The sequence below is a fragment of the Erythrobacter sp. Alg231-14 genome (assembly GCF_900149685.1).
Taxonomy (GTDB): Bacteria; Pseudomonadota; Alphaproteobacteria; order Sphingomonadales; family Sphingomonadaceae; genus Erythrobacter.
On record NZ_LT702999.1, the window covers coordinates 2,187,274 to 2,211,513 of the forward strand.

Below are 24,240 nucleotides of genomic sequence, written 5' to 3' on the forward strand. Positions count from 1 at the left end.
ATTCCCACACGGGCTTATCACACGTCGAGATTGGCAACATTCAAAGCGTTATCTTGGATGAATTCACGCCGCGGTTCGACAACATCGCCCATCAGACGGGTGAAAATCTCATCCGTAACATCGGCGTCCTCGACCTTCACCTGAAGCAAGATGCGGTTTTCCGGATCGAGAGTGGTTTCCCACAATTGTTCTGGATTCATCTCGCCCAAGCCTTTGTAGCGGCTAACGGCCAACCCTTTGCGCCCGGCGGCCAATACCGCATCGAGCAATTGGCTTGGCCGTGCGATGGAATCTTCGCCGCTCACTGCGACAGGCGTTTCCGCGCCGTCTTCGGTCTCGGTGGTGGCTTCTTCGTCCGATGCACCGCTTGCTTTCACCATACGCACCGCGCCGGCATAGGCATCGGCTTGCGGCGTCGCGAGACTGTGCAATTTGTGCGCTTCGGTGCTGGTGAGGAAACGCGCATCGATTTCGTGCACGTCGGTCACACCGCGCCACACGCGTGAGAATTGGACGGTGCCGCTTTCTAGGACGGTCACGCTCCATTTCGCATCCGCATCGCTGGCCTGCAGCCGTTCAGCGGCCGCGTTCAACGCTGCGTCGCGATTGCTCAATTGCGGATCCAACGCACCCGACAAAGACATTTGTTCAATGATCGCGGGGTCATAACGGCGCGGCACAAAGGCCATGAGGTTCTTAAGCCGCAACGCCTGATCCACCAATGACCGCAGATCGTCGCCAGAGCGTGCGCCGCTGGCCGTTTCGAGAATGCGCCCTTGAAGGCCGGCATCGACCAGATAACGGTCCAATGCGCCTTGATCTTTTAGGTAAACCTCGCTGCGACCCTTGGCCACTTTGAACAAAGGCGGTTGCGCGATGAACAAATGACCGGCTTTTACGATCTCTGGCAATTGGCGATGGAAGAATGTCAGCAAAAGCGTGCGGATGTGCGCGCCATCGACATCAGCGTCGGTCATGATCACGATCTTGTGATACCGTAATTTCTCGATATCGAATTCATCGCGAACACCGGTGCCCATCGCTTGGATCAGTGTGCCTACCTCTTTCGAAGAGATGATCCGATCGAATCGCGCGCGCTCCACGTTCAGGATCTTACCTTTGAGCGGCAGGATCGCCTGATACTGACTGTCGCGGCCCCCTTTTGCGGACCCACCCGCGGAATCACCCTCGACTAGGAACAATTCCGCTTTAGTCGCATCGCGTTCGCGACAATCGGACAGCTTGCCTGGCAGCGAAGCGATGCTCATGGCGCCCTTACGGCTCATTTCGCGGGCGCGCTTTGCAGCCTCACGCGCGGCGGCGGCATCGATGATTTTCTGAATAATAGACTTTGCGTCTGCTGGATTTTCCTCCAGCCAATCGTTCATTTTCTCGCCCATCAACGCCTCAAGCGGTTGGCGCACTTCTGAAGACACCAATTTGTCTTTGGTTTGCGATGAGAATTTGGGATCGGGCAATTTGACACTGACAATCGCGGTCAGCCCTTCGCGCATGTCCTCGCCCGAAAGAGAGACCTTCTCTTTCTTCAAAAGGCCCGAGCGATCCGCGTAATTGTTCAAAGTGCGCGTCAAGGCGGCCCGGAATGCGGCAAGGTGTGTCCCGCCGTCGCGTTGGGGGATGTTGTTGGTGAAAGTCAGGACGTTCTCATAGTAAGAATCGTTCCATTCCAATGCGACATCAATCGCGATCCCATCTTTCTCCGCCGAAACCGAAATCGGTTCAGGGATCAAAGCGTCTTTATTGCGGTCAAGATATTTGACGAAGGCCGCGATGCCGCCCTCGTAATAGAGATCATGCTCAAGAACTTCTTCGTGACGTTTGTCACGCAATAGGATGCGCACGCCCGAATTGAGGAAAGCAAGTTCGCGATAGCGATGCTCAAGCTTGTCAAAATCAAATTCCAGCACGTTTTTGAACGTTTCGGAAGACGCTTGAAACGTGACGCGCGTGCCTTTTTTGAAGCCGTTATCGTCAGGGTTCTGTTCGACCTTGGGCGCGTCACCTTTTATCTCAAGGCTGTTCACGGCATCGCCGTGTTCAAACCGCATCCAATGTTCTTTGCCGTCGCGCCAGATCATCAATTCCAGCCATTCGGACAAAGCGTTCACAACTGAAACGCCGACACCATGAAGGCCGCCCGACACCTTATAGGCGTTGTCATCAGAGGTGTTTTCAAACTTACCGCCCGCATGCAATTGAGTCATGATGACTTCCGCTGCGGAAACGCCCTCTTCCTTGTGCATGCCGACCGGAATGCCGCGCCCATTGTCTTCGACTGACACGCTGCCATCGGGGTTCAATTCGATCAAAACGAGATCGCAATGCCCGGCCAACGCTTCATCAATCGCGTTGTCCGACACTTCGAACACCATGTGATGCAGGCCGGACCCGTCATCGGTGTCGCCAATATACATACCGGGCCGTTTGCGAACCGCATCTAGGCCCTTGAGAACCTTGATGGAATCGGCGCCATATTCGCCCTGAAGTTTTGTGTTTTCAGGCGGGGTTTGATTATCGTCGGGAATGTTATCGTCCATCCCCTTTATATAGGCGTTGTGCGCCCTAAACCCAACCTTTCTGGTCGATAGTGGCGGGCTTTTCCACCGCCTCAAATACTATGTGAAGAAAGCGGCCCGCTATGTTCAGTGCGGGGTCACAAAGGCCAATCGAAAATAGACCGTTCCTTGCCACAGTTGTTGGTGCAAAATATCCGGCAATGCAGCTCTGGCTTGACCACCAAATTGGCTTTCATAACAATCAATCGCGCTGCGTGTGGCGTTAAGATCGGTTTCCTCATAGCGGATCCGATCCGTGATGAGCGACCGGTGAATCGTGGTCCAATTTTCAAATCCGGGCGGGCCAGATTGTCCGTCGTCGGGAAATGCCGTATACAATAGGCTTGGCCGATCAAGGTCCAATTTCTGCACAATTTCGGTCACGATTGCGCTGACCATGCGGTGATCGGCGTGTCCGTATCCGCCATCGGGGCCCCACGTCATAATCGTGTCGGGTTCAACCTCGTCCACGATCCGGGCCACGCGTTCGGCCAACGCCTTGGCCGCGCTATCGGGTGCGCGGGCCATGGTGGAAAGGGCGCCGTCGCCCAATTGCCAAAACAGCGGCTCTGGCAGGCCGAGGGCAAAGGCGGCGCAGCGCGCTTCGTTCTCTCGCAATTGCGCAAGCTCCTGCCCTGGATCCATGTCGCTTACGCCGGGTCCGGCATCCCCGCTGGTCGCGAACACCACGGTCACTTCTCCCCCATGTCGCGCGATACGCGACAAAGCGGGCGCCATCGTGATCTCGTCATCTGGGTGTGCGAGGATGACCAAGATTGCTGGCGGACCCTCGCTCGACGAGTTCTCTGATGCCGGAGGCGATAGCTGTGCCCGATCGGCTGGGACGAAAGCAGGTTTTCCCGATGGCGGCGGCAATGTCGGCGGTGTGCGACCCGACGATGGCTCTCCCTGGGTTTGCGCTTCGAGCGGAATTTCGATCGAACCGCCGCTTGGCGATTCTTGTCCATTCGTATCGGTGTATGCGCCTGTGTTCGCACCAAGCACCGGGGCGGTGAACGCCGATGAAATCAACAACCCCGCCATCATAGTCCGGCCGATCATCATGGATTGTGCGCGCATCATTTCTCTTCCCATTTGTGTCACCGTTCCGCTTTTCGACCAGAAGCGTAAAGAAATTGGCACGAAGTGGGATGCGCCGCGGCGCCCATTCGCACTTGCTGCAAAAAATCGCGCGGTTAGGGTTGCGAGTATGACTGATCAGAACATCGCCGACATCATGAGCGGCAAACTCGCCCAACCATTTGGATCGTATCCTTCGATATTGCGTGATTGGGCGGCCTTTCAACCAGATGCGGTGGCCTTGATCGACGATGATGGTCAACTCACATGGGCCGAATTGGTCGATCAGGTTGAGCGGTTGGCCGCCCGCATGATCGAAACAGGTCTAAAGCGCGGGCAATCGGTGGCTATCTTAGGCACCAGTTCCATTCCCTATGCTTTGGTGTTCCTCGCGGCGATGCGGGCAGGCGGAGTGGCGGCGCCCCTCACAACCAGCGCTTCGCCCGAACAATTGGCGGGCATGGCGGCGGATTCGGGCGCAATCCACCTGTTCATCGACGCGAGAAAGTCCGCCGAATTGGATTTCGATTTTATGGCGGACCTAATCCGTGTGCCTTTGGAGAGCATCGGTACATGGATGGCGCCGTCGGGATCGCATGCGCCCGATTTCGATCCACAGCCCAGTGACCCGTTCAACATCATTTATTCCAGCGGTACGACCGGTATTCCGAAAGGGATCGTCCATTCGCACCAAATGCGTTGGCGGCAATTCGGCGCCACGGCGTTGTCATATCTTCAAGCGGGATTGGAGGTCAGATCTCTGGCCTCTACGCCGCTCTATTCCAACACGACGATGGTCGCTTTTCTGGCGGCTTTGTTGGCCGGCGGCACCGTTCGCGTCATGGGCAAATTTGATTGCGCCCGGTGGCTGGATCATGCCGCTGGCGACCGGACGACCGTTACAATGTTGGTGCCTGTCCAATATCAAAGGTTGATGGACCACGCCGGTTTTGATGATCATGACCTATCGTCTTTGGCGATGAAATATTGCACATCGGCCCCGTTCGTGGCCAAATTGAAGGCAGAAGTTTTGCGCCGCATGCCGGGCGGGTTGGTAGAGATTTATTCGATGACCGAAGGCGGGGTGGTGTGCCTTCTCGCCGCGCATGAATTCCCAGACAAACTGCACACGGTCGGCCGCCCCGCCCCGGGCAGCGAAATGAAGGTGTTGGACGACGAGGATCGCGAAGTGAGCCCCGGTACGCCGGGCAATTTGGTTGGGCGGTCCCAAACGATGATGTCGGGCTATAAAAACCGCCCTGATAAAACCGCAGAGGCGCAATGGACCGACCCGGAGACCGGCGATGTGTGGATGCGCATGGGTGATATTGGCCGCGTCGACGAACAAGGCTTTGTCGAGCTTGTCGGTCGGGCCAAAGATATGATCATCTCAGGCGGTTTTAACATCTATCCCAGCGATCTGGAGGGCGAATTGGGGCGTGAAGGCGATGTGGCAGAGGCTGCTGTTGTTGGCATAGATTCGTCGCGCTGGGGTGAAACTCCGGTGGGCTTTGTAGTGTTGCGCGACGGTGCCCGCGATACAGACAGCATCATGGCGGCGGTGAACGCGCGATTGGGCAAGACCCAACGCCTATCGGCGCTTCACACGATCGATGAAATGCCGCGCAGCCACATTGGCAAATTGCTCAAAACCGATCTGCGAAAAGAAGCCGTGCGACGGGCCGAATAATGGCCGTTCAGTCCGGCTCCACCAAGTCAGTGAGCGCATCTTTCGAGTCCGTGATTACGGCGATGGATAGGGCCGTCAAAAGGCCCAACCCAATTCCCACCGCACCAAGCGTGCTAATACCGTCGCGGTTTTCGCCATCATCCCATTGCATGGCGCGTCCGTTGATCATCAACTGATCGCTGCCATCGAGGGTGAAGCCAATCCGGCGTTCTTGCCAGCGGCGTTGTTCATCGCGAGCAACCACGGGCAGCACACCATCGGTTGCTCGCGACCGCGAAATTAGCTCAACGCGCGGTGCGGTGCTGGCTCTATCGCGCGCATGACCCAACGGCACCGTGATCGCCGCAAGGATCCGCGTCTCGCTTTCGCCCGGATTAAGTGAAGGGTTGAGGGATTGCGCGGACGCCCCGCTTGCTCCGCCGATCATGAGCGATGCGATGAAGGCGGTTTTGATGGCTGTGTGCACGTTTATTCTCCCCTGTTGGACAAGGGCTTAAGCCAATTTTCGCGCGTTGCAAATGACCGATCAGAAAGATGCGGGTGGAGGCGCGGCCACCATTCGGGGGGGAGGGGAATTGGGTGGCCGCGTCTCGCTCGCTGTCTTGATCGGTGATTGGTTGTGTTTTGGGCAATGTCCCGATGCCAAGCCCCATCGCCCGAGAGGGGAGGTGGGCGGGGCGCATCGAGTATTGCACCAACAACCAAAGCAGCCGCAGCCCAAAAGGCAAGAGAAGCAGTTTGCCGATCGAAATGTCGCGGCGCTGGAAGTCGCCTTGACCCGTCGGAAATCCCTTCGTTCGGCTGCCAAACCCTGCATATGCAGGTTACCGTCAAGCAGACTGGCAGGAGAGAGCGTAATCGCTCAAAGCCCGCCGGTGCTCCGCGTTCAGGCGGGGAGAGGGTGCCTGACTGCGCGTTGCATCGTCGAATTAGTGTTCGGTTGCATGAAACTCAAATGAGAAAATTCGCAATTTTGTTGCATTTTTTGCACCTAATTAGGTGCATACTATCGAACAAAGGCTTGTCTAAATGCGCAGAAATGGCGGTAGAGGCGGTGTTGTATTCGACTGATCCCCGGCCAAACACCATGAAAAGAGGCCGCCCGATTTCTCAGGCGGCCTCTTTGTAATCGGCACGATCCACGATGTGCCGCGGCTCAATTCGCTGCGATTGCGCCGCTTGCACGGGCATCGTTGGCGGCTACGCGCTCGACCTGGGCTCGCGCGGCGGAGCGGGCATCCGCCAGGCATTTCTGGTCCACGACATTGCGTCCGAAATTGTAACGCAACCGTGTTTCGACGGTGCACGCCTCAACCAATTTTGCATTGACGTGCGCTTCGGCTGCTTCACGGCCCTCGCTGCTGGAAAGGTCAAAATTGCCAACGTCGACGCGGACGGTGACAGTTTGCGCGTTTGAGGCGGATGCGGCGGTTGTTGGTACGATGAGGGCCAAGGCAATTGCCGCGGCAGTGAGTGTTTTACGCATAGAATAGTCCAATCGAAGGGAGGGTGTAGGAGAGGTTTTCGGACCGTTTGCCGGCCTTCTGTATGTGTCCACACCGTTGGTGCAGCGCACAATTCAATTGTGCTAATGCGAGATACGGCCAACTGGTTCCCCAAGATGCGCAAAAAAATGCACTTTTTCAGCGCACGCTCCTTTGTTGCATCGCAACATCTGTCGATACATTGTGGGATGACGTTACGGTATGCTGGACAGCGCGCCGCGCGCTGACGTAACGCGACCAAATGGAAGCCAATCATCTCCCCGACTCGATCCTGATTGTCGATTTCGGCAGTCAGGTTACGCAGCTGATCGCGCGCCGTGTGCGCGAAGCAGGCGTCTATTCAGAAATCGCGCCGTTCACCATGGCCGAAGAAGCGTTCCGCCGGATGAAGCCCAAAGGGATCATCCTATCCGGTTCGCCCGCCAGCGTGCCCGACGATGGTTCGCCCCGCGCGCCGCAAAGCTTGTTTGAAGCAGGCGTACCCATCCTTGGCATTTGTTATGGACAACAGGTGATGAGCCAACAATTGGGTGGCGAGGTTCGGCCGGGCCACGAAACGGGCGAAGGGGGCGAATTTGGTCGCGCCTATTTGACCGTGACCAAACCATGCGCCTTGTTCGATGGTCTTTGGAAAGAGGGCGAGCGTCACCAAGTGTGGATGAGCCACGGCGACAAAGTGACCGAATTTGCCGACGGTTTCGAAATTGTAGCGACCAGCGACGGTGCACCATTTGCGGTGATCGCCGACGAAGAGCGCAAATTTTACGGAACACAGTTCCATCCAGAGGTCGTCCATACGCCCGACGGCGGCAAGCTCCTGGCCAATTTCGTGCGCCATGTTTGCGGCTTGACCGGCGATTGGACAATGGCCGAATTCCGCAAAACCAAAATCGACGAAATCCGCGCCCAGGTCGGATCGGGCCGCGTGATTTGCGGTTTGTCGGGCGGCGTTGACAGCGCGGTTGCGGCGGTTTTGATCCACGAAGCGATCGGCGATCAATTGACATGCGTTTATGTCGATCACGGGCTGATGCGACTTAATGAAACAGAGCAGGTCGTCTCGCTCTTCCGCGATCACTACAACATCCCATTGGTCGCCGTGGATGCAGAGGCGCAATTCATGGGCGGCCTCGAAGGGGTCACCGACCCAGAGAAAAAGCGCAAATTTATCGGCGGCGCCTTTATCGACCTGTTCGAAGCCGAAGCGAAAAAGGTCGGCGGCGCGGATTTCCTAGCCCAAGGCACCTTGTACCCTGACGTCATTGAAAGTGTCAGCTTTACCGGCGGGCCGAGCGTTACGATCAAAAGCCACCACAATGTCGGCGGCCTGCCCGAACGCATGAATATGCAATTGGTCGAACCGCTGCGTGAATTGTTCAAGGACGAAGTGCGCGAATTGGGTCGCGAATTGGGTCTGCCCGAAGTGTTCGTTGGCCGGCATCCATTCCCCGGGCCGGGACTTGCCATTCGCATTCCGGGCGAAGTGACCAAAGAACGCTGTGACATTTTGCGCAAAGCCGATGCGATCTATCTCGAAGAGATCCGCAATGCCGGATTGTACGATGCTATCTGGCAGGCATTTGCCGTCTTGCTGCCGGTGAAAACCGTGGGCGTCATGGGCGATCACCGCACCTATGATAGTGTGTGCGGATTGCGCGCCGTAACCAGCACGGACGGAATGACCGCCGACGTCTATCCATTCGACGCAAGCTTTCTAACGCAAGTGGCGACCCGTATCGTCAACGAAGTGCAAGGCATCAATCGGGTGGTCTACGATTTCACAAGCAAGCCGCCCGGCACCATCGAATGGGAATGATCCGCTGGTCGAACGCTCGGTGCCCTTGATCAATCGCAATGCGGATATCTGAATCCAACGCGTTACGCAGAGTCAAAGCCTTGCATCAACGAACGATTGGATAAAGATCCTATGAAAATCACGGCCATCGCTGCACTTACGGCAAGCTTATGCACAATATCTGCATCACAATCGGCCGCGTATTCCTACGCCGAATTGTCTGACGAAGGGCAAATTGCCCCCGGTATTGATGGCGATGACCGCTCCGGCGCGCTGTATGAGGCGGGCTCAATTGGAAAATTTGCCTGCACTCTTGCGGTGCTGAGAATGGTGGATCGCGGCGCATTGGCGATCGATGCGCGGTTGGGTGATATCCTACCTGAAACTGGCGACACGCCGATCGCCGACGTCACATTGCGCCAAGTGCTGCAAAGCCGAAGCGGTATCGCCGACGGATTGCTCCCCGCCTTTGGCGATGATCCGCAGGCAGTGATGCAAACGCCCGATGCCATGACCGCAACGATGCAATACGCGAGTGGCGAGTTGGCCAATGCTCCGGGTGATCAATGGTCCTACGATTTAGTCAATTGGATCGTTGTTCAGGCTGTCCTGGAAAAGGTCACGGGCGATGACATCGCCGACATTCTAGAGACATTGGTGCTGCGCCCTGCAGGAATGGGACAAAGTCACATCTTTATTGGGGCCATTGGCCCGGAGGCCGAACCTCCTGCATCGCCGGGACGTCCAATACCGGCCTTTCTAACCTGCGCTGGCGGATTGGCCACGACGCCGACGGATCTCATCGCGCTTGCCCGGTTTGCCCATAATGGTGGGCTAAGCGCCAATAGCCTTGCCGCGTTGACCGATATCGCGACCCCGGATGAAGCCTATGCATTGGGGGGCCGTTTCATCGCGCGAAGCGAAACAGATGCACGATTGATCAGCTGGCAAACGGGCAGCAACGGAGCCTACAAATCGCTCGTCGCGTATGATCCTATTCGCGATGTTGGCTTCGCTGCGATGACCGCAAGCGGCGACGCAACTGCGATTCAGAGGCATCGCAGCGATTGGATGGCAGAACAGGCCCCGTATTCAAGATGACGGGAACATTGCACGCATTGCGCGTTGTGATAGCGTCATCCCGATCACCCGTTTTTGAGAGGTCCGCCATGAAATTGTTCCCAGCCATCGCCGCAAGCGCCGCGATTGTGTCCCTAGCTGCATGCTCTGCAGGTCCGGTGGAACCACCCGCGCTAACAACCGATATTTGGACCGTCGACAGCGATGGTTCTGAATTGTCATATGTCACCATCAAATCGGGCGACATTGCCGAAACCAATTCATTCGAAACCGTCACCGGCAGCGTTGCCCAAAACGGCGCCGCCACGATTGAAATTGACCTATCCTCTGTCAGCACCGGCGTGGATATTCGCGATGAGCGGATGCGCGAAGTTCTATTTGTCGTGGCCGACAATCCCACTGCTACCGTCACCGCACAGATCGATCCGGCAGCTTTTGAAACGCTCGGTGTCGGCGACAGCGTCGACCAGACTGTGGACGGAACCGTTTCGATCAAAGGCGTCGAAGCCCCGTTTCAAAGTGAAGTCACGGTAACACGCGTGGGCGCCGATCGGGTGCTTGCGGTGTCCAACGCGCCCATCATTTTGGATGCAGGCCGTTTTGAATTGACCGATGGCTTGGCTCAACTTCAAGAATTGGCCGGATTGCCATCGATCACGCCGGTTGTTCCGGTATCCTTCGCTTTGGCATTCGAACGCTAAGCGTCACTTGCCTACGATCTTTACCCATGCCGTCGTCCCGTTGGCCATTGCGGTGGCCGTTGGGCCGACGCGGATATCACCAAAGCTCGCGATAGCCGGTGCGGTTTTCGCGGTCCTGCCTGATGCTGATGTCGTCGCGTTCCGGCTTGGCATTGATTACGCCGATACGTGGGGGCATCGCGGCGCGACGCACTCCCTTGTCTTCGCCGCAATATGCGCCGGGGCAATGGCGATGGTTTGGAAAGAAGCACGCAGCGCGTGGGCGTTTGCATTTCTCACCTTTGCAATGGCGAGCCATGGTTTGCTCGACACGTTGACCGATGGCGGTCTGGGCGCAGCCTTGTTTTGGCCGTTCGACAACTCGCGCATTTTTGCGCCCGAAACGCCTGTGCGTGTGTCTCCGATTGGACGCGGGTTTTTGTCGATGCGAGGGCTGGAAACGTTGATCTCTGAATTCAAATGGATTTGGGCGCCGACGATTACGCTCTCTCTTGCTGTTTGGGCCATGCGGCTAAGGTATGATCGTGCAGCTCGATCTGGGATCTGATCCGCGGACCGATATTCTGCGCCGATTGCAAGGCGCGATGATCGCCCGTTTCGATCGCATCATCCGCCCGCCGGAAAAACGCCGGGATCCGGTGTGGGTTTTGGTTCACGGGGTGATCGGTGCGCAGACAAAAACCGCCGCATCCAACGCTTCGACCGATGGTTTAATCTCAGAATTCGCAACATGGGAAGCGGTAGCCGCTGTGCCCGTCACCGACTTGGAGCGCGCGCTCTCGCGCCAGACATTTCCGACTGTTGCGGCGAAGCGACTGCGCGATTGTTTGACCGCAATCATCGAAGAACGCGGCGCGGTTGATCTGCGACATCTGTCCAGTCTGCCCACCGACGAGGCGATGGTTTGGTTGGAGCGGCTGCCCGGTGTGGCGCGCAAAAACTCAGCCGGGGTAATGAACGCAAGCAGTTTCGAACGCCGCGCCATGGTCATTGACGGCCACCACCGTCGCATCATGCAACGAATGGGTATTGTCGCCGCGAAAGCGGACACGGCGCGAACCTATGACACGCTGATGCCGATTGTGCCGGAGGAATGGTCTGCCGCCGATATGGACGAACATCACCTTTTGCTGAAAAAGTTGGGTCAAACCCATTGTCGCCCGCGAAAAGCCGCCTGCGAACAATGCCCGGCCCGCCAAGATTGCGAAACCGGGCGGATGGCGGCATGACGGGTTCGCTATCAGGCGAAAAAACGCAAACACAGGAAAACCAATGAGCTGGGAAGATCAATTCGCCGAAGACGCCGAACAACGCGAAGCCGAAGCGCAAGGCAAATCGCGCAGCCTAACGGTCGGTTGGACAGTGCGATTTCCCCAAGGGGGCGACGCGATCTGGTCGCCGCCCAAGCCGTTTACCCGCAGAGACCCCAAACCGACTTCGGCCAAATCGGTTCAGGTCTGTCCCGCTGCGATTGATTTTGACCGTCGGCATTTCGTTATCCCGTGCCCGATTGATCTAAAACTATCCTTTGGCCGGAAAGCGGATGGTCAATTGCAATTGCTGGATGCGGACGGTGAACAATCGGCCATGCGCGCGCAAGGTCGCGCCAATATGCTCGTCATGCACCCGCCCAGCGAATGGCGGCATCCCGAACGGCCGATTATTCAGATCACAGCGCCGTATGTCTTTGTCGCCGATCAACCGTGCTACGTCGTTCAAACCGCGCCGTATCTCGATTATTTCCCAACCCCGCGTCCCGGTGTTCAGATGGGCGGACGTTTCCCGATCCATATTTGGCCGCGCCCGCTAAGTTGGGGTTTTGAATGGCATGACATCAATCAACCGCTCGTTCTGAAACGCGGCGATCCTTGGTTTTATGTCCGCTTTGAAACGGAAAATCCCGGCGCGCATGTGCGGCTGGTCGAACAAGAGATGACCGAAGAGCTCGACAAATATCTCAACAGCATCGTCGATGTGTCGAACTATGTGAACAAGACCTATTCAATGTTTAGCGAAGCGCGACGGATCAGACCGGACAAGTTGCTTAAGCCGAAATCTTAGGCTTTGATGGGTTTCACGCGGTGGTCGGCCAATGCAGAAGTTTGCGTTGAACAAACGCTCCCGCGATCATCGCCAAGGCGACGGGTATAGACAGTGTCACAACATTGCCCATTTCGGCTTCCAACGCCTCTTGCGACACAACGAAAATCACAAAAGCCTCCAATGAGAGAGCCACCAAGGCCCCTGTGACGGGGCCCTGCCACCATGCCGGCCGCGATAGCTTCAACATTGCGAGGCCGTATGCGGTGCCCATGGGGGCGACGATCAGAAAGCCGACGACCGCCGCAATGACCATGCCGATTGTTGCGAACATGCCCAAGGTTTTTACCACGGCCAGCCAACTGCCGGTATGCGCGCCGAAATAGGCAATGACCGAAAAAATCAGTGCCCCGGCTCCGTAAACTAGCAGGTTGGCAACCAAGCTGGCGTAGTAAAGTTCGGGCGCGCCGGGCGGGTTCGGCTGATTAAGCGGCGTGATTGGCTTTTCCATCAAAATCCCCTGACGTTACGGCGTGGGCGTCTTCTTTGGGTTTGAGCCATCGCGATAAACCAAACCATCAAAAAGCACGCTTGCGCCGCAGCCTATATTCGGCTTGTCTCCAGTGCAAATTCAAACACGACGAGAGGATACCAGTATGAAAACCGCCATCACCGAAATGTTCGGCATTGAACATCCTATCATCCAAGGCGGCATGCACTATGTCGGTTTTGCTGAAATGGCGGCGGCTGTTTCTAATGCGGGCGGTTTGGGGATCATCACTGGTCTAACTCAGGGCACACCTGAAAAGCTCGCCAATGAAATCGCACGCTGTCACGATATGACGGACAAACCGTTTGGCGTGAACCTGACCATCCTGCCGACTCTTACCCCGCCGGATTATCCCGGATTGGTAAAAGCCGTGATCGATGGCGGCGTAAAAGCGGTTGAGACCGCCGGACGCAATCCGGTTGAATTGATTGGCCCGCTTAAGGATGCCGGGATCAAAGTGATCCACAAATGCACCAGCGTGCGCCACTCTTTGAAAGCGCAAGCGATCGGTTGCGATGCGGTGAGCGTGGATGGTTTCGAATGCGGCGGCCACCCGGGTGAAGACGACATTCCCAACTTCATTCTGTTGCCGCGCGCAGCCGACGAATTGGAAATTCCATTCGTTTCCAGCGGCGGCATGGCTGATGGGCGCTCGCTTATCGCCAGCCTCGCCATGGGCGCTCAAGGGATGAACATGGGCACCCGCTTTATCGCGACACAAGAAGCGCCCGTTCATGAGAATGTGAAGAAGGCGATTGTCGCTGCGAGCGAGCTGGACACGCGGCTTGTCATGCGCCCGTTGCGCAACACCGAACGCGTTCTTGCCAATGAGGCGGTTGATCGTCTGCTCGAAAAAGAAAAAGAGTTGGGCGATGCAATCACGATCCAAGATATCCTGCCCGAAGTGGCCGGGGTCTATCCCAAGATCATGATGGAAGGCGCCATGGACGAAGGTGCATGGAGCTGTGGCATGGTCGCAGGCCTCATCAACGACATTCCTACCTGTAAGGAATTGATCGATGGCATCATGTCAGACGCGGACGCTATTCTGGCTCGGATGAACGCCCTTTCGAACTAAACTATCGGACGGTTGGCGGCTTTAGAAGGCGTCAATTATCCATCACCATTGCGGCGCGGGCGATCCAATAGGGCGCCCGCCCCGCTGTGTTTGGACGGCTCCATTTTGGCGGGTTTTGATCCCGATCCAACTTGTCCCCATGCTTAACGCAAAAGTAGGTAGCGACCCGAGTTTTGGCGCTTCCGCAACTTCGATAACACTCAATCCTTCTTCGGAGAATCGCGCCCGGCTCGTTCGATTCTTGTTGAGGGATCGCAGCATTGTGTTGCGTCATGCCGCGCCGTTTGACGGCCTGATTTTGGAGTTGTTTGTATGGATACGATGGTTGATCCTGAAGTGTGGGCAATGATCGTTGTGGCATCGTGCTTTGCTGGATGGGTTTTGGGGAACCTAAACGGGGCGGCGCGCGCCGAGCAGGACCGGATCCATCGCGAAAGCCCGGGTGATGACCATGATGCAGTCACACCGATACCGGCTGCGCCCAAGGTCAATCCAAAGGCCGTTGCCAAACACAAACCCAACAAACCATCGCCAAAGGTTGTCCGGCAGAACGCCTCTATACAACCATTCTTCAAACCCACTCCGCCGCGAGGGTTCAACCCAATCTATGGCCGCCGCCGCCAAGTCTTTATGGACATTCCGTCGGTCAACAAAGTGCGCGCACAGGCGCAGCATATCTTACAAACCGACAACGTTTGGACCGGTCCGGATGCGAGAGATCGGATCGAAGATTGCATGGTGGTCGCGAGAAGCAATTCGGCCGATCTGCTCAACCATTATCGCAGCTCGATCGCAGCTCTTCAGCGATCCAACGAGGGAGAGGTGATGGGCGACGTCGGATCGGTTAGCGGATCGGCTCGGGCTTCGGTCGGCGCGCTGCGCACCCTTTCCACCGCTGAAAGCCATCTGGAAAAGCGCAAACCTCTGGAGCTTTAGTATAAGCGGTAGAGGTCCCCACGAAAAAGGGCGACCCGCGTTGGGCCGCCCTTTCAAACGCGTTTGTTTGTGTTTGTGCGACGTCAGCCTGCGTCTTCTTCATCCACTCTGGTGTAGGGGACGAATTCTTCGAAAAAGACAGCACCGGTGAAGAACCCGAGAACCGGATCAATCGTATTGACGACATCCTGGCGGCACAGTTGCGTGCCGCTGAAACGGCGCGAAACCAACGCATCGCCATCATCGATATCTTCGGGGCGGCTTGTGCGTTGCACGTAGATTGTCCGACCGCGGCCATAGACATAGGCCGTGTCGTCAATCGTGGTCAGTCGGTAATTCGGACGGACACGAATGCAATTTTGAGGTTCGCCCGCCACTCGCCCTTCGAGCATATCGGCAAGGCGCGCTTCGCCTTCGGTCATCTCGGCGGTTTCATCGGCGCCGCTGTGATCGTCGGCCACGGCGGGTTGCGCCGCGACAAAGGCCAAAGCGGCAACACCGCCAGCCATAGTCAATTTGGCGGTCGTGTATGCGCGGTTGCGAATCGGGGATGTGAGGGGTTTTGTCATCGGGCTCTCCTCTGGATTAGGAGTGCGACAATACCTTACAATGCTGAACGCTGGATGAGCGTTCAACGAATTATAGGTGTGATGGCAACCGGCTTAAGCCGATTGTAGTCACTCATATTCGAGTTGAATGGTGAATTCGCCGGCATATGTCCCCGGCGGCAGGTTGGCGCCGACTTGGAGGCGGCCTGCAATCGTGAAGGAGAAGTATCCGTCAGGATTGACGATCCGGAACCGACGCGGATTGGTGTTGATAATGATCGGAGGTTGGCTGCCGATCAGAACCTGATCCATCAACATCGTTTCGGTCCCACCTTCGCGGGTAAGGACATAGGTGTTGGAATCAGAGTTGATCAAAACCGTTTGGAGAAACGCCCCAAATCCCCAGAACAAAGCCGGGGTTTGCGTGCCATCAACTTGGAGCACGCCGCCGGTCGTCGTGACAGTGCCAGCGGAATCCATCGTAACGGTGCCGGGGGTGTTTCCAGGAATGATCGTGCCGTAATCGAGGTCAAACTGTTTCACAAAGCTGAGCGGAGTGACAAGAAACGCCTGCGCGTCGGAATCTTCCGTCGCCTCTTGCGCGGCGGCGGCACCGGACACCATGGCCAGCGTCAATCCTGCTATCAACACGGCTGTGTGCTTAAACCACACGGTCAAAGGGGTAAGGCGATATTCCATACGAAAATTGGTATTACCGCGCATATGTTAACAATGATTTGATGCCGCGCTTACCTCGGCGAAACCATTGGCACGCGCCAAAGATCAAGGCTTGATCGGGCGCCTTTGATTAATGCGATTGCCGAGCATGCCTGATCGAAGGTATCGTTCGAGGTTCGCACCAGAGTGTTACGCTATGTCGGCGGGGCCGCCTTTTAGGACGAAGCGCCGATCGCAATAGCCACAATCAACAAAGCCGCGTTCATCAATTTCCAGATAGACACGCGGATGGCCAAGTGCGGCAGGACGGTAATCGGAGCCGCCGCGAATGGCGCTCGCTCCGTCACAGCTGACGCGGCGTTTGTCGACGGTTACGGTTTCTGGCGTTGCGGTGTTCATAGATCAGCGCAGTAATCGTGCCTGATGCACTTTTCAATCGCCGAATCGCACCTATCCATGGGCTAGACGTATGCAATTCATCGCACTCGCACCTTGCGTGATCGCGCCCCATCTTTAAGGCAAAGGGCATGAACCCACCTGCAATCCGCATCGACAACATCGTCAAACGCTATGCCGCACCCAAAGGGGCGAAGGGCGAAGACGCTCAAGGCAAACTCGCGCTAAACGGGGTTAGCTTTGATGTGCCCGAAGGGTCGATCTTTGGCCTGTTGGGCCCAAACGGGGCGGGAAAATCCACGTTGATCAACGTGCTGGCTGGGTTGGTGAACAAAACCAGCGGCTCTGCCGAGATTTGGGGTTTCGACATTGACGCGCAACGCCGCAACGCCAGCCGCGCGATTGGTATCGTTCCGCAAGAGATCGTGTTTGACCCGTTTTTCACCCCCTTCGAAGTGTTGGAAAACCAAGGCGGGTTTTACGGCATACCGGCGGCGTTGCGGCGCAGCGAAGAATTGCTTGCGGCGGTGCGGTTAGCCGACAAACGCAATGCCTATGCTCGCACTTTGTCCGGTGGGATGAAGCGGCGATTGCTGGTCGCCAAAGCGATGGTCCATTCGCCACCGATCCTTGTTCTTGATGAACCCACCGCGGGCGTTGATGTCGAATTGCGCCGGCAATTGTGGGAATTGGTCACCGAATTGAACCGCGAAGGGGTGACGGTCGTTTTGACCACGCATTACCTCGAAGAAGCCGAAGAATTGTGCGATCGCATCGCCATCATCAATCATGGCGAATTAATCGCGAACAAGCCGACCCGCGATCTGGTCAACATGGCGCGCGAGAAAATCGTCGCGGTGACATTGTCCGATGATCTGAACGCGGCACCGACGCACGATGCTTTTGCAAAGGTTGAACAAACCGGCGAACGCGGTGTCGAAGTTACATATGACAAAGACCAGATGAATGCGGGCCAAGTCTTGGCGATATTGCAGGAACAGGGTCTGACGATCGAGGATGTCACCACGCGGGAGGCGGACCTCGAAGATGTCTTTGTGCAATTGACCAGCGCGCAGAATTAGGAAGGCGTATGCGGATGTTGATCGGTCGTTTGGTTGTCGCGTCGCTGGGCGCATTGTCCCTAACCGGATGCTTTTTCGCCAACACATCCGAAAACGGGCCCGAAGACGCCGCCGCGTCATCAACATTTCCGCGTGCGGAACAGCCCGCCAATTGCCCGACCGAAGGGGCCGCCATCCAAGTGCTTGGCAGCGGGGGACCCATTGCCGAAATGCCGACAGGGACTAACGGCGAAGCGCGCGCGGCCACGTCCTATTTGCTTTGGATCGATGGTGAACCACGATTGTTGATTGATGCCGGTTCGGGCAGCTTTCTAAGGTACGCGCAAGCGGGCGGAAAATTGGCCACGCTCGACGCGATCCTTTTGACCCACGTTCACGCCGATCATGCCGGCGATGTAATCGATGTCTTAAATTCGGGCGGCTTCGAGGGGCGCAGTGAACCCTTGATCGTTGCCGGGCCAACCGGCGCACCGCGCTTTCCCAGTACAAGCGAATTTGTCGCGCGGTTGTTGGACAAGGATGCGGGCGCTTTCGCCTATAATGGTGGATATGGCGACGGCACAGAGAACAAGCCGCAATTGAGCGTGCGCGATATCGAAACACGCGAAGGGACCGCTGAACCGACCGGGCTGGATGTGTCCAATGACTATTCTGTGATCGCTTTGCCGGTGGATCACGCCTTTGTCCCGGCATTGGGGTATGAAATTTCGATTGGCGGGAAAACGGTTGTGATAACCGGCGATCAAAGCGGGCGCTCGTTCGCTTTCGAAGAGGCGTTGCGCGGGTCAAAGCCGGATATTCTACTGGCGCACCACGTCATCAATGGCGAAGCCGGCCAGCCGCGCGGTCTGCACCGCACGCCGGCGGAAATCGGGACGCTCGCAGGGGCACTGGCACCGGGGCGTGTGGTTCTAACGCATAATATGGATCGGTCGCTCAGCCGAATTGACGACAACCTTACCGCGATTGGTGAAGAGTATTCCGGCCCTGTGAGCGTCGCAATGGATTTGGATTGCTACGCCCCTTAGCAGACGGCGGTCTCTGTAGGCTCTATCACGATGCTTGTGAGAGCCGCTCTTTCCAATTGCGGTGAGAAATACGTTCGATGTCCTTACCGCAATGCCGGCAATGGCCGATATAGCTAAAACCATCCCATTCGACACGGCGCCTTTGCGGTTCGTGTCGCCCAACAAGACAAGAGATGGGAGAGATCAAAGACATACAGGCAATTTCCCACAATCAAAGGTTTAGCATTGGCACCCGGTCAACGCCGGTCATTGTGCCGCCAATCTGGCCGGCGCGGTGAGGAGCGTTCCGTTTGAGAATTGAAAATTAGATCAGCTTTCATTCTCAGAACCTAAGGGGAATGGATAAGCTAAATTTAACCATCTTTGCGTTTCCTCGACATGCCCCGCCGCATCCAACGCGACATCAATTGAGCTTCGGATTTCAGCGCGCCCTTGCCATGCGATCCCGCCCGCGCCATTGCCTATGGGATGGGAAAACCATCAAACTATCACGACGATACGCCCGGCGTAACGGACGCCCCCTACGACGTTATAATTATCGGTTCGGGCGCTGCGGGCCTAACGGCGGCGTTGGAATTGGCGACATCGAAACGCGTTCTTGTCTTGGCGAAAGGGACGCTGACCGGCGGATCAACCGCTTGGGCACAGGGCGGCATCGCGGCCGTTTTGGACGCTGGCGACACGTTTGAGAACCATGTGCGCGACACGATGGTCGCAGGCGCAGGCTTGAACGATCGAGAATCCGTTGAATTTGTGATTGAAAGGGCTCCGGCCAGCATTGATCGCCTGTGCGAATTGGGCGTCCCGTTCAACCGCGATGAAGACGCGCTGCACCTAACTCGCGAAGGGGGGCATTCGCACCGCCGGATCGTTCATGTCGACGATGCAACCGGCTGGGCTGTGCAAGAAGCTTTGCTAAAAGCCGCCGAGGCCAGCCCCAACATCACCATGCTCGGGGCGCGCACCGCGATTGACCTCATCACCGATCGCCACCGCGAAAAATTCTCTGCCGCCGGGCGCGTGTGGGGAGTTTATGCCTTGAATGAAGAAACCGGCCGGGTTGAACGCCACACTGCGCGCGCCACTATCCTTGCTGCGGGCGGCGCGGGCCGTGTCTACCAATTCTCAACCGCCCCGCGCGGCGCGACGGGCGATGGGATCGCCATGGCATGGAGAGCGGGCGCGCGCGCCTCCAACATGGAGATGATGCAGTTCCACCCGACATGCCTTTACAATCTGGAAGTCAAAAACTTCCTCGTAACAGAGGCCGTGCGCGGCGAAGGTGGGCACTTGCTTCACCCAGAAACCGGTCACCGGTTCATGGCGGATTACGATGCGGAGCGGATGGAGCTGGCCCCGCGCGATGTCGTCGCGCGCGCAATTGATGATCAGATCAAGCGCTTCGGCCTAGACTACGTGCACCTAGACATCAGCCACAAACCGCCCGAATTCGTGCGCGAACATTTCCCCACGATCTATGAGAAATTGAGCGGCCTTGGCATTGATATGACGACCGGCCCGATCCCGGTCGTGCCCGCACAGCATTACACATGCGGCGGCGTGATCGTGGATTTGAAAGCGCGCACCGATCTGCCCGGGCTGTGGGCCGCGGGAGAATGCACCGAAAGCGGCCTGCACGGCGCGAACCGGCTGGCGTCCAACAGCTTGCTCGAATGCTTTGTTTACGGCGAAGCGGCGGCGGAAGACATCTTGGCTCGATGGGACGAATTGGAAGACCCGCCGGCGATCTTGCCATGGGATGAAAGCCGCGTGTCGGACTCTGACGAGCAAGTTGTGATCAAACAAAACTGGACCGAGATTCGCCGGTTCATGTGGAATTATGTCGGTATCGTGCGCACGACCAAGCGGCTGGAACGCGCCCAAAACCGCATTGCTCTGCTCAGACAAGAGGTGGAGGAATATTACGGCAGCTTCGTCGTGACCACCGACCTAATCGAACTGCGCAATCTGTTGCAAGCAGCCGAGCTGATTGTGACCTCAGCCTTGGTTCGCAAGGAAAGCCGGGGGCTGCATTACACGCTCGACTATCCGGAGCTGAAGACGTCGGTGCGCGATACGGTGTTGGTGCCTTGAAATATCCGATGCTCATCAGCCTTCTCCTATTGGAAGGTTGTTCAGGCGGAGGTCCAGATTATAGTGCTGCCGTCTGTTTGGAGGATTTTGATCAGCGGCACCTTATCGAAGATGATGTGATTGCGTTTCTCGAACGACATAACCTCACGGACCGGGACATGGGGGTTGATGTCGCCGCCAGCAGATTCTTAGGACCCAAGATTTCGGTCAATCACCCGGGCAAATGGGAACCAGGTCACGCAATGCTTATTGTGGGTACTGCGACGACCAATGGCGACGACAAATTTCGTGCTGAATTCAAACAATTGTTTGAGGAAAAATGGGGCGGGTTTCCTATTTCGACCCGAGGTTACCGCCATGATCTTTGCGACCAACCTAGAGAGTAACCCGTACAGCTGGATGTAATACTACCCCCGCTACGCACCATCGAATGACTATGTCTTTTTCACGTGCCGCAATAGCAGTACTGATTTTCGCGTCCCCAGCGGCTGCTCAATCCGATACCACCCCCACCCAAAACCAAATCGTCGTCACGGCTCAGCGGTCTGGCGCGCCGATGTGGACGATTGAGACTCCCACCGGCACCATCATCCTTGTCGGGGAAATTGCCGCTGTGCCGGAAAGCACGCCGTGGCAGCCGGATCGGTTGGAGGAAGCCACCGCAGAGGCGCAGCAGGTGATCCTGCGCGCGCGGCCCAAATTTTCGCCTGGCGATGTCTTTCGCCTGATCTTTCGCGGTGGGCGCTTTACCAAATTGCCCGATGGCCGTGTCGCCGCCGATTATCTGAACGCGGATCAGCGCGCGCGGCTCGCCGCACTCGAAGCTGAATATGATATCGATTATGATCGGCGCAGCTTTTTGATGACGGGGTTCGATCTGCTCGCGCGGCGGCTCGATTTCGATGATGACACGACCAAAGACGCCACCGATGTGGTGCGCAAAGCGGCGGACCGCGCCGATGTGCCGATTGATCGGCCAGAGCGGTTTCGTGGCGAGGATTTGCTCGACAATCTCGCCGATGCCGATCCCGCCAGCCACATTCCGTGCCTAGAGGCGGCGATGAGTGCCACCGAACAAGGGCAGGCCATCATAGAGGCGCGCGGCAACGATTGGCGCAGGTTCGATGTGCCCGCTGTGATGGACAATCCGTTGGAGGTTGCGCTGGGCACATGTTGGCCGTGGGCGGACCCCGATCTGGGCGAGGAAATTCGCGGGCAATGGGTGTCGATGATCGCCGACGCGGCGAATGCGGATGGCGTCACATTGGCGGTTGTGCCCTTACGCGTCCTAGCCGAGCAAGATGGCGTGCTCGATCAACTAGAGGCGCGCGATTTTCCCATTGGCGGCCCCGATTGGCGTCCGCAATCTTGACCCACGGCGCGGCGAATCAACGCCAAGCCATCATCCCCTGCCAACATTAGGCGAAATCGCGTTCAACAACATGCCGATCCGATTGGTCCACAAAGCGGTGTCTGTAGTGCAGGGATAGCATTGTCGTCTTCTTCAATCGCGGAATTTGGTTTGTCCAACAGGGTGGTTGAAGGGGGTTTATCAAGCTATTGATTTATAGAGGTATTTTCGCATCTGTCGGGTTTTTCCAAGGTTTGGAATTGCCGGTGTGCAATGGCTATGATGCGATAATCTGTGATGTGTTTGGCGAAACGCTTGATCTGCTGTCCTAAACCGGCTTTTGTCGCGATCGGGAAATTCAAGCCCCGCAAAGAGGGCGAGTGAGGAGCTATCAATGCCGCATATCAATGCGAACGGAATGTCGCTGTTTTACGACGATCATGGCAACCCAGAACACGAAGTGATCGTATTGGTTATGGGCCTTGGCGCTCAAATGACCATGTGGCCCCAGGATTTTGTCGATGCCTTGGTGGCAAAAGGGTATCGTGTCATTCGGTTCGACAATCGAGACATCGGACTTTCAGAGAAATTGGAAGGCGCACGTGCGCCGGGATTGGCATGGCAAGTGATCCGGAAACGGATCGGCTGGCCGGCTAAGGTTCCCTATTCCTTGCGCGATATGGCCGACGATGCGGCGGCGTTGATTGAGGTATTGGGCATTGGTCAGGCGCATGTCGTTGGCGCATCGATGGGCGGCATGATCGCGCAATTGATGGCCGTGAACCATGCGGACAAATTGCTGTCGCTGACATCTATCATGTCGACCACCGGCAATCCTAAACTGCCACAGGCCGATAAGGCCGCGATGGAGGTTTTGATCGCGCCCCTCAATTCAATGGATGAGGACAGCTTGGTGGAGCGCGGCATCGAAATTGCGCATCACATTGGCAGCCCCGGATATCGCCCCGACCCCGAAGCGTTGCGGGCGCGTGTGTTGAGCGGGGTTCAGCGCAGCGTCTATCCCGCCGGCCTTCCGCGACAGCTTGCAGCGATCATCGACGACGGTGATCGCACCGCCCGGTTAACCCGGATCACAACGCCGACTTTGGTGTTGCACGGCGAAGCGGACCCTCTGGTTAAGTTGGATGCGGGCAAGGCGACGGCGGAACACATTCCTGGCGCGAAATTGGTTACGATTCCGGGTTGGGGGCATGATCTACCGGTTGATTTGGTCAATCGGCTTGCCGATGAAATCACCTTGCATGCGAAGGCCGCTCGCGCGACCGCACCGGTCGCCGCTTAGTCCAACGCATCGCTTTGCGATGACAGATCGTTGTCGGGTTGGGCGGCGCGCATTTCTGTGCGTCGCCGGTCCAACATTGGATGTAAGATAGCCCACCACGCTGTGTTCCACACCGCGGATGCAATCCACGAATCGCGATCGGTGACATAGGGCACTTTCGGAATTGGTATTTGTGGCATCCAAGCTGCGATTGAGATCACAAACCAAATGGCTCCGGCCAAGGCGATTCGCCGTTCATGGCGATCGGCAAAGTGGATCGCTTTGCTTAACGCTGCTTCCACAACGGTTTTGAACATCGCCCGATCCTCCCATCCGATCACGCGCGCAACATAATTGCGGCAAATGAGACAAAAGATTCTCAGATTGATTCACATGATTCAATCACCAAATTTTTCTTCACAGATTCACTTTGGGGCTTGCGCAGGTGACGACTCAAGCTTTGACCACGCGTCGCGGTGGTGCAGTCGACTAACACACCGGCAATTTCAGCAGAAATAGGGTTAATCACCCGTTGACCGGATTCGACAGGTGATTCATGATCTAGTGGTTAGGTTCGGGATGAACCCCCAAATCGTTGTAATCGACCCCGTGCTCCAACGTGAACTGCGTGGCATGATCGGGGGAGGATTCACCGAAGAATTGGGCGGCAAACACCGAGTTGAGGAAGCATCGGCGGGCAAACTCGTAGGCCTTTTGGGCAAAATCGGGTGATAATCTGTCGATATAGGG

General features: G+C 56.8%; 25 protein-coding genes. 16 read left to right on the forward strand and 9 right to left on the reverse strand.

The features are described 5' to 3' along the window. Nucleotides 1-17: 17 nt before the first annotated feature. Both gyrB and BQ8290_RS10455 read right to left on the reverse strand, forming a co-directional pair. Entirely contained in the window at nt 18-2,558 is a 2,541-nt protein-coding gene (gene gyrB, locus BQ8290_RS10450) for a DNA topoisomerase (ATP-hydrolyzing) subunit B (RefSeq protein WP_108789952.1), read from the reverse strand. 105 nt (nt 2,559-2,663) lie between these two features. Continuing rightward, nucleotides 2,664-3,659 carry a PIG-L family deacetylase gene (locus BQ8290_RS10455; RefSeq protein WP_337661310.1) on the reverse strand — a complete coding sequence of 332 codons (996 nt, stop codon included), beginning with the start codon at nt 3,657-3,659 and terminating at the stop codon, nt 2,664-2,666. 127 nt (nt 3,660-3,786) lie between these two features. Here BQ8290_RS10455 and BQ8290_RS10460 point away from each other — a divergent pair, with 127 nt between their 5' ends. Further along, nucleotides 3,787-5,346 (forward strand): class I adenylate-forming enzyme family protein, encoded by a 1,560-nt coding sequence (locus tag BQ8290_RS10460; RefSeq protein ID WP_337661311.1) that lies wholly within the window; start codon nt 3,787-3,789, stop codon nt 5,344-5,346. Nucleotides 5,347-5,353: 7 nt separating this feature from the next. On the opposite strand, the gene BQ8290_RS10465 is transcribed toward BQ8290_RS10460, so the two are convergent. Together BQ8290_RS10465 and BQ8290_RS10475 are read right to left on the reverse strand one after the other, a co-directional pair. Beyond that, a complete protein-coding gene (locus BQ8290_RS10465; protein WP_108789958.1) occupies nt 5,354-5,812 on the reverse strand; it encodes a hypothetical protein in 459 nt (152 codons plus the stop codon). A 690-nt stretch (nt 5,813-6,502) separates the two neighbouring features. Continuing rightward, nucleotides 6,503-6,832, reverse strand: coding sequence for a UrcA family protein (locus BQ8290_RS10475; RefSeq protein ID WP_108789962.1), 330 nt, complete (start codon nt 6,830-6,832; stop codon nt 6,503-6,505). Nucleotides 6,833-7,092: 260 nt separating this feature from the next. On the opposite strand from BQ8290_RS10475, the gene guaA reads away from it, so the two are divergent. The 6 genes from guaA to BQ8290_RS10505 all read left to right on the forward strand — a co-directional run bounded on the left by guaA (nt 7,093) and on the right by BQ8290_RS10505 (nt 12,488). Beyond that, nucleotides 7,093-8,667: a glutamine-hydrolyzing GMP synthase gene (guaA, locus tag BQ8290_RS10480; protein WP_108789963.1), complete on the forward strand. Its 1,575-nt coding sequence runs from the start codon at nt 7,093-7,095 to the stop codon at nt 8,665-8,667. A gap of 111 nt (nt 8,668-8,778) precedes the next feature. Next, the gene (locus tag BQ8290_RS10485) at nt 8,779-9,747 is read left to right on the forward strand and encodes a serine hydrolase (protein ID WP_108789965.1); all 969 of its coding nucleotides are present in this window, start codon (nt 8,779-8,781) and stop codon (nt 9,745-9,747) included. A gap of 68 nt (nt 9,748-9,815) precedes the next feature. Further along, complete coding sequence (locus BQ8290_RS10490; protein WP_108792281.1) at nt 9,816-10,427, forward strand: YceI family protein; 612 nt, start codon at nt 9,816-9,818, stop codon at nt 10,425-10,427. Nucleotides 10,428-10,434: 7 nt separating this feature from the next. Beyond that, the gene (locus BQ8290_RS10495) at nt 10,435-10,974 is read left to right on the forward strand and encodes a metal-dependent hydrolase (RefSeq protein WP_337661312.1); all 540 of its coding nucleotides are present in this window, start codon (nt 10,435-10,437) and stop codon (nt 10,972-10,974) included. Continuing rightward, complete coding sequence (locus tag BQ8290_RS10500; RefSeq protein WP_337661313.1) at nt 10,946-11,656, forward strand: endonuclease III domain-containing protein; 711 nt, start codon at nt 10,946-10,948, stop codon at nt 11,654-11,656. Before BQ8290_RS10495 ends, BQ8290_RS10500 begins: the two co-directional genes overlap by 29 nt. 43 nt (nt 11,657-11,699) lie before the next feature. After that, a complete protein-coding gene (locus BQ8290_RS10505) occupies nt 11,700-12,488 on the forward strand; it encodes a hypothetical protein (RefSeq protein WP_108789969.1) in 789 nt (262 codons plus the stop codon). A 13-nt stretch (nt 12,489-12,501) separates the two neighbouring features. Here BQ8290_RS10505 and BQ8290_RS10510 read toward each other — a convergent pair whose 3' ends face one another. Next, a complete protein-coding gene (locus tag BQ8290_RS10510; protein ID WP_108789971.1) occupies nt 12,502-12,978 on the reverse strand; it encodes a hypothetical protein in 477 nt (158 codons plus the stop codon). Nucleotides 12,979-13,090: 112 nt separating this feature from the next. Between BQ8290_RS10510 and BQ8290_RS10515 the strand changes: the two genes are divergently transcribed. Both BQ8290_RS10515 and BQ8290_RS10525 read left to right on the forward strand, forming a co-directional pair. Beyond that, nucleotides 13,091-14,095 carry an NAD(P)H-dependent flavin oxidoreductase gene (locus tag BQ8290_RS10515; protein ID WP_337661314.1) on the forward strand — a complete coding sequence of 335 codons (1,005 nt, stop codon included), beginning with the start codon at nt 13,091-13,093 and terminating at the stop codon, nt 14,093-14,095. 312 nt (nt 14,096-14,407) lie between these two features. Then, nucleotides 14,408-15,031: a hypothetical protein gene (locus BQ8290_RS10525; protein WP_108789977.1), complete on the forward strand. Its 624-nt coding sequence runs from the start codon at nt 14,408-14,410 to the stop codon at nt 15,029-15,031. Between the two features lie 83 nt (nt 15,032-15,114). Here BQ8290_RS10525 and BQ8290_RS10530 read toward each other — a convergent pair whose 3' ends face one another. The 3 genes from BQ8290_RS10530 to BQ8290_RS10540 form a co-directional block, all read right to left on the reverse strand. After that, nucleotides 15,115-15,600 (reverse strand): hypothetical protein, encoded by a 486-nt coding sequence (locus BQ8290_RS10530; protein ID WP_108789979.1) that lies wholly within the window; start codon nt 15,598-15,600, stop codon nt 15,115-15,117. A gap of 108 nt (nt 15,601-15,708) precedes the next feature. Next, nucleotides 15,709-16,302 carry a DUF4402 domain-containing protein gene (locus BQ8290_RS10535; RefSeq protein WP_108789981.1) on the reverse strand — a complete coding sequence of 198 codons (594 nt, stop codon included), beginning with the start codon at nt 16,300-16,302 and terminating at the stop codon, nt 15,709-15,711. A gap of 144 nt (nt 16,303-16,446) precedes the next feature. After that, complete coding sequence (locus BQ8290_RS10540; RefSeq protein ID WP_108789983.1) at nt 16,447-16,656, reverse strand: zinc-finger domain-containing protein; 210 nt, start codon at nt 16,654-16,656, stop codon at nt 16,447-16,449. Nucleotides 16,657-16,784: 128 nt separating this feature from the next. Between BQ8290_RS10540 and BQ8290_RS10545 the strand changes: the two genes are divergently transcribed. From BQ8290_RS10545 to BQ8290_RS10570, 6 genes are all read left to right on the forward strand, one after another. Continuing rightward, nucleotides 16,785-17,735 (forward strand): ATP-binding cassette domain-containing protein, encoded by a 951-nt coding sequence (locus BQ8290_RS10545; protein WP_108789985.1) that lies wholly within the window; start codon nt 16,785-16,787, stop codon nt 17,733-17,735. An 8-nt stretch (nt 17,736-17,743) separates the two neighbouring features. Then, a complete protein-coding gene (locus BQ8290_RS10550) occupies nt 17,744-18,763 on the forward strand; it encodes an MBL fold metallo-hydrolase (RefSeq protein WP_108789987.1) in 1,020 nt (339 codons plus the stop codon). Nucleotides 18,764-19,231: 468 nt separating this feature from the next. Further along, on the forward strand, nt 19,232-20,857 hold the full coding sequence (nadB, locus tag BQ8290_RS10555; protein WP_108789989.1) for an L-aspartate oxidase: 1,626 nt from the start codon (nt 19,232-19,234) through the stop codon (nt 20,855-20,857). After that, entirely contained in the window at nt 20,854-21,243 is a 390-nt protein-coding gene (locus BQ8290_RS10560) for a hypothetical protein (RefSeq protein ID WP_337661315.1), read from the forward strand. The genes nadB and BQ8290_RS10560 overlap by 4 nt, the downstream gene beginning before the upstream one ends. A gap of 50 nt (nt 21,244-21,293) precedes the next feature. Next, nucleotides 21,294-22,229: a TraB/GumN family protein gene (locus tag BQ8290_RS10565; RefSeq protein ID WP_337661316.1), complete on the forward strand. Its 936-nt coding sequence runs from the start codon at nt 21,294-21,296 to the stop codon at nt 22,227-22,229. A gap of 373 nt (nt 22,230-22,602) precedes the next feature. Beyond that, the gene (locus BQ8290_RS10570) at nt 22,603-23,511 is read left to right on the forward strand and encodes an alpha/beta fold hydrolase (RefSeq protein WP_108789995.1); all 909 of its coding nucleotides are present in this window, start codon (nt 22,603-22,605) and stop codon (nt 23,509-23,511) included. On the opposite strand, the gene BQ8290_RS10575 is transcribed toward BQ8290_RS10570, so the two are convergent. Continuing rightward, complete coding sequence (locus tag BQ8290_RS10575) at nt 23,508-23,807, reverse strand: hypothetical protein (protein ID WP_337661317.1); 300 nt, start codon at nt 23,805-23,807, stop codon at nt 23,508-23,510. The genes BQ8290_RS10570 and BQ8290_RS10575 overlap by 4 nt on opposite strands. Nucleotides 23,808-24,069: 262 nt before the next feature. Here BQ8290_RS10575 and BQ8290_RS15185 point away from each other — a divergent pair, with 262 nt between their 5' ends. Then, the gene (locus BQ8290_RS15185) at nt 24,070-24,222 is read left to right on the forward strand and encodes a hypothetical protein (RefSeq protein ID WP_337661318.1); all 153 of its coding nucleotides are present in this window, start codon (nt 24,070-24,072) and stop codon (nt 24,220-24,222) included. Nucleotides 24,223-24,240 lie beyond the last annotated feature (18 nt).

Coding starts and splice junctions, on each gene's coding strand:
- gyrB (WP_108789952.1), bottom strand. CDS start 2,558: ATGGACGATAACATTCCCGACGATAATCAAACCCCGCCTGAAAACACA.
- BQ8290_RS10455 (WP_337661310.1), bottom strand. CDS start 3,659: ATGATGCGCGCACAATCCATGATGATCGGCCGGACTATGATGGCGGGG.
- BQ8290_RS10460 (WP_337661311.1), top strand. CDS start 3,787: ATGACTGATCAGAACATCGCCGACATCATGAGCGGCAAACTCGCCCAA.
- BQ8290_RS10475 (WP_108789962.1), bottom strand. CDS start 6,832: ATGCGTAAAACACTCACTGCCGCGGCAATTGCCTTGGCCCTCATCGTA.
- guaA (WP_108789963.1), top strand. CDS start 7,093: ATGGAAGCCAATCATCTCCCCGACTCGATCCTGATTGTCGATTTCGGC.
- BQ8290_RS10485 (WP_108789965.1), top strand. CDS start 8,779: ATGAAAATCACGGCCATCGCTGCACTTACGGCAAGCTTATGCACAATA.
- BQ8290_RS10490 (WP_108792281.1), top strand. CDS start 9,816: ATGAAATTGTTCCCAGCCATCGCCGCAAGCGCCGCGATTGTGTCCCTA.
- BQ8290_RS10500 (WP_337661313.1), top strand. CDS start 10,946: ATGATCGTGCAGCTCGATCTGGGATCTGATCCGCGGACCGATATTCTG.
- BQ8290_RS10505 (WP_108789969.1), top strand. CDS start 11,700: ATGAGCTGGGAAGATCAATTCGCCGAAGACGCCGAACAACGCGAAGCC.
- BQ8290_RS10510 (WP_108789971.1), bottom strand. CDS start 12,978: ATGGAAAAGCCAATCACGCCGCTTAATCAGCCGAACCCGCCCGGCGCG.
- BQ8290_RS10525 (WP_108789977.1), top strand. CDS start 14,408: ATGGATACGATGGTTGATCCTGAAGTGTGGGCAATGATCGTTGTGGCA.
- BQ8290_RS10530 (WP_108789979.1), bottom strand. CDS start 15,600: ATGACAAAACCCCTCACATCCCCGATTCGCAACCGCGCATACACGACC.
- BQ8290_RS10535 (WP_108789981.1), bottom strand. CDS start 16,302: ATGCGCGGTAATACCAATTTTCGTATGGAATATCGCCTTACCCCTTTG.
- BQ8290_RS10540 (WP_108789983.1), bottom strand. CDS start 16,656: ATGAACACCGCAACGCCAGAAACCGTAACCGTCGACAAACGCCGCGTC.
- BQ8290_RS10545 (WP_108789985.1), top strand. CDS start 16,785: ATGAACCCACCTGCAATCCGCATCGACAACATCGTCAAACGCTATGCC.
- BQ8290_RS10550 (WP_108789987.1), top strand. CDS start 17,744: ATGCGGATGTTGATCGGTCGTTTGGTTGTCGCGTCGCTGGGCGCATTG.
- nadB (WP_108789989.1), top strand. CDS start 19,232: ATGGGAAAACCATCAAACTATCACGACGATACGCCCGGCGTAACGGAC.
- BQ8290_RS10565 (WP_337661316.1), top strand. CDS start 21,294: ATGTCTTTTTCACGTGCCGCAATAGCAGTACTGATTTTCGCGTCCCCA.
- BQ8290_RS10570 (WP_108789995.1), top strand. CDS start 22,603: ATGCCGCATATCAATGCGAACGGAATGTCGCTGTTTTACGACGATCAT.
- BQ8290_RS10575 (WP_337661317.1), bottom strand. CDS start 23,807: ATGTTCAAAACCGTTGTGGAAGCAGCGTTAAGCAAAGCGATCCACTTT.
- BQ8290_RS15185 (WP_337661318.1), top strand. CDS start 24,070: ATGAACCCCCAAATCGTTGTAATCGACCCCGTGCTCCAACGTGAACTG.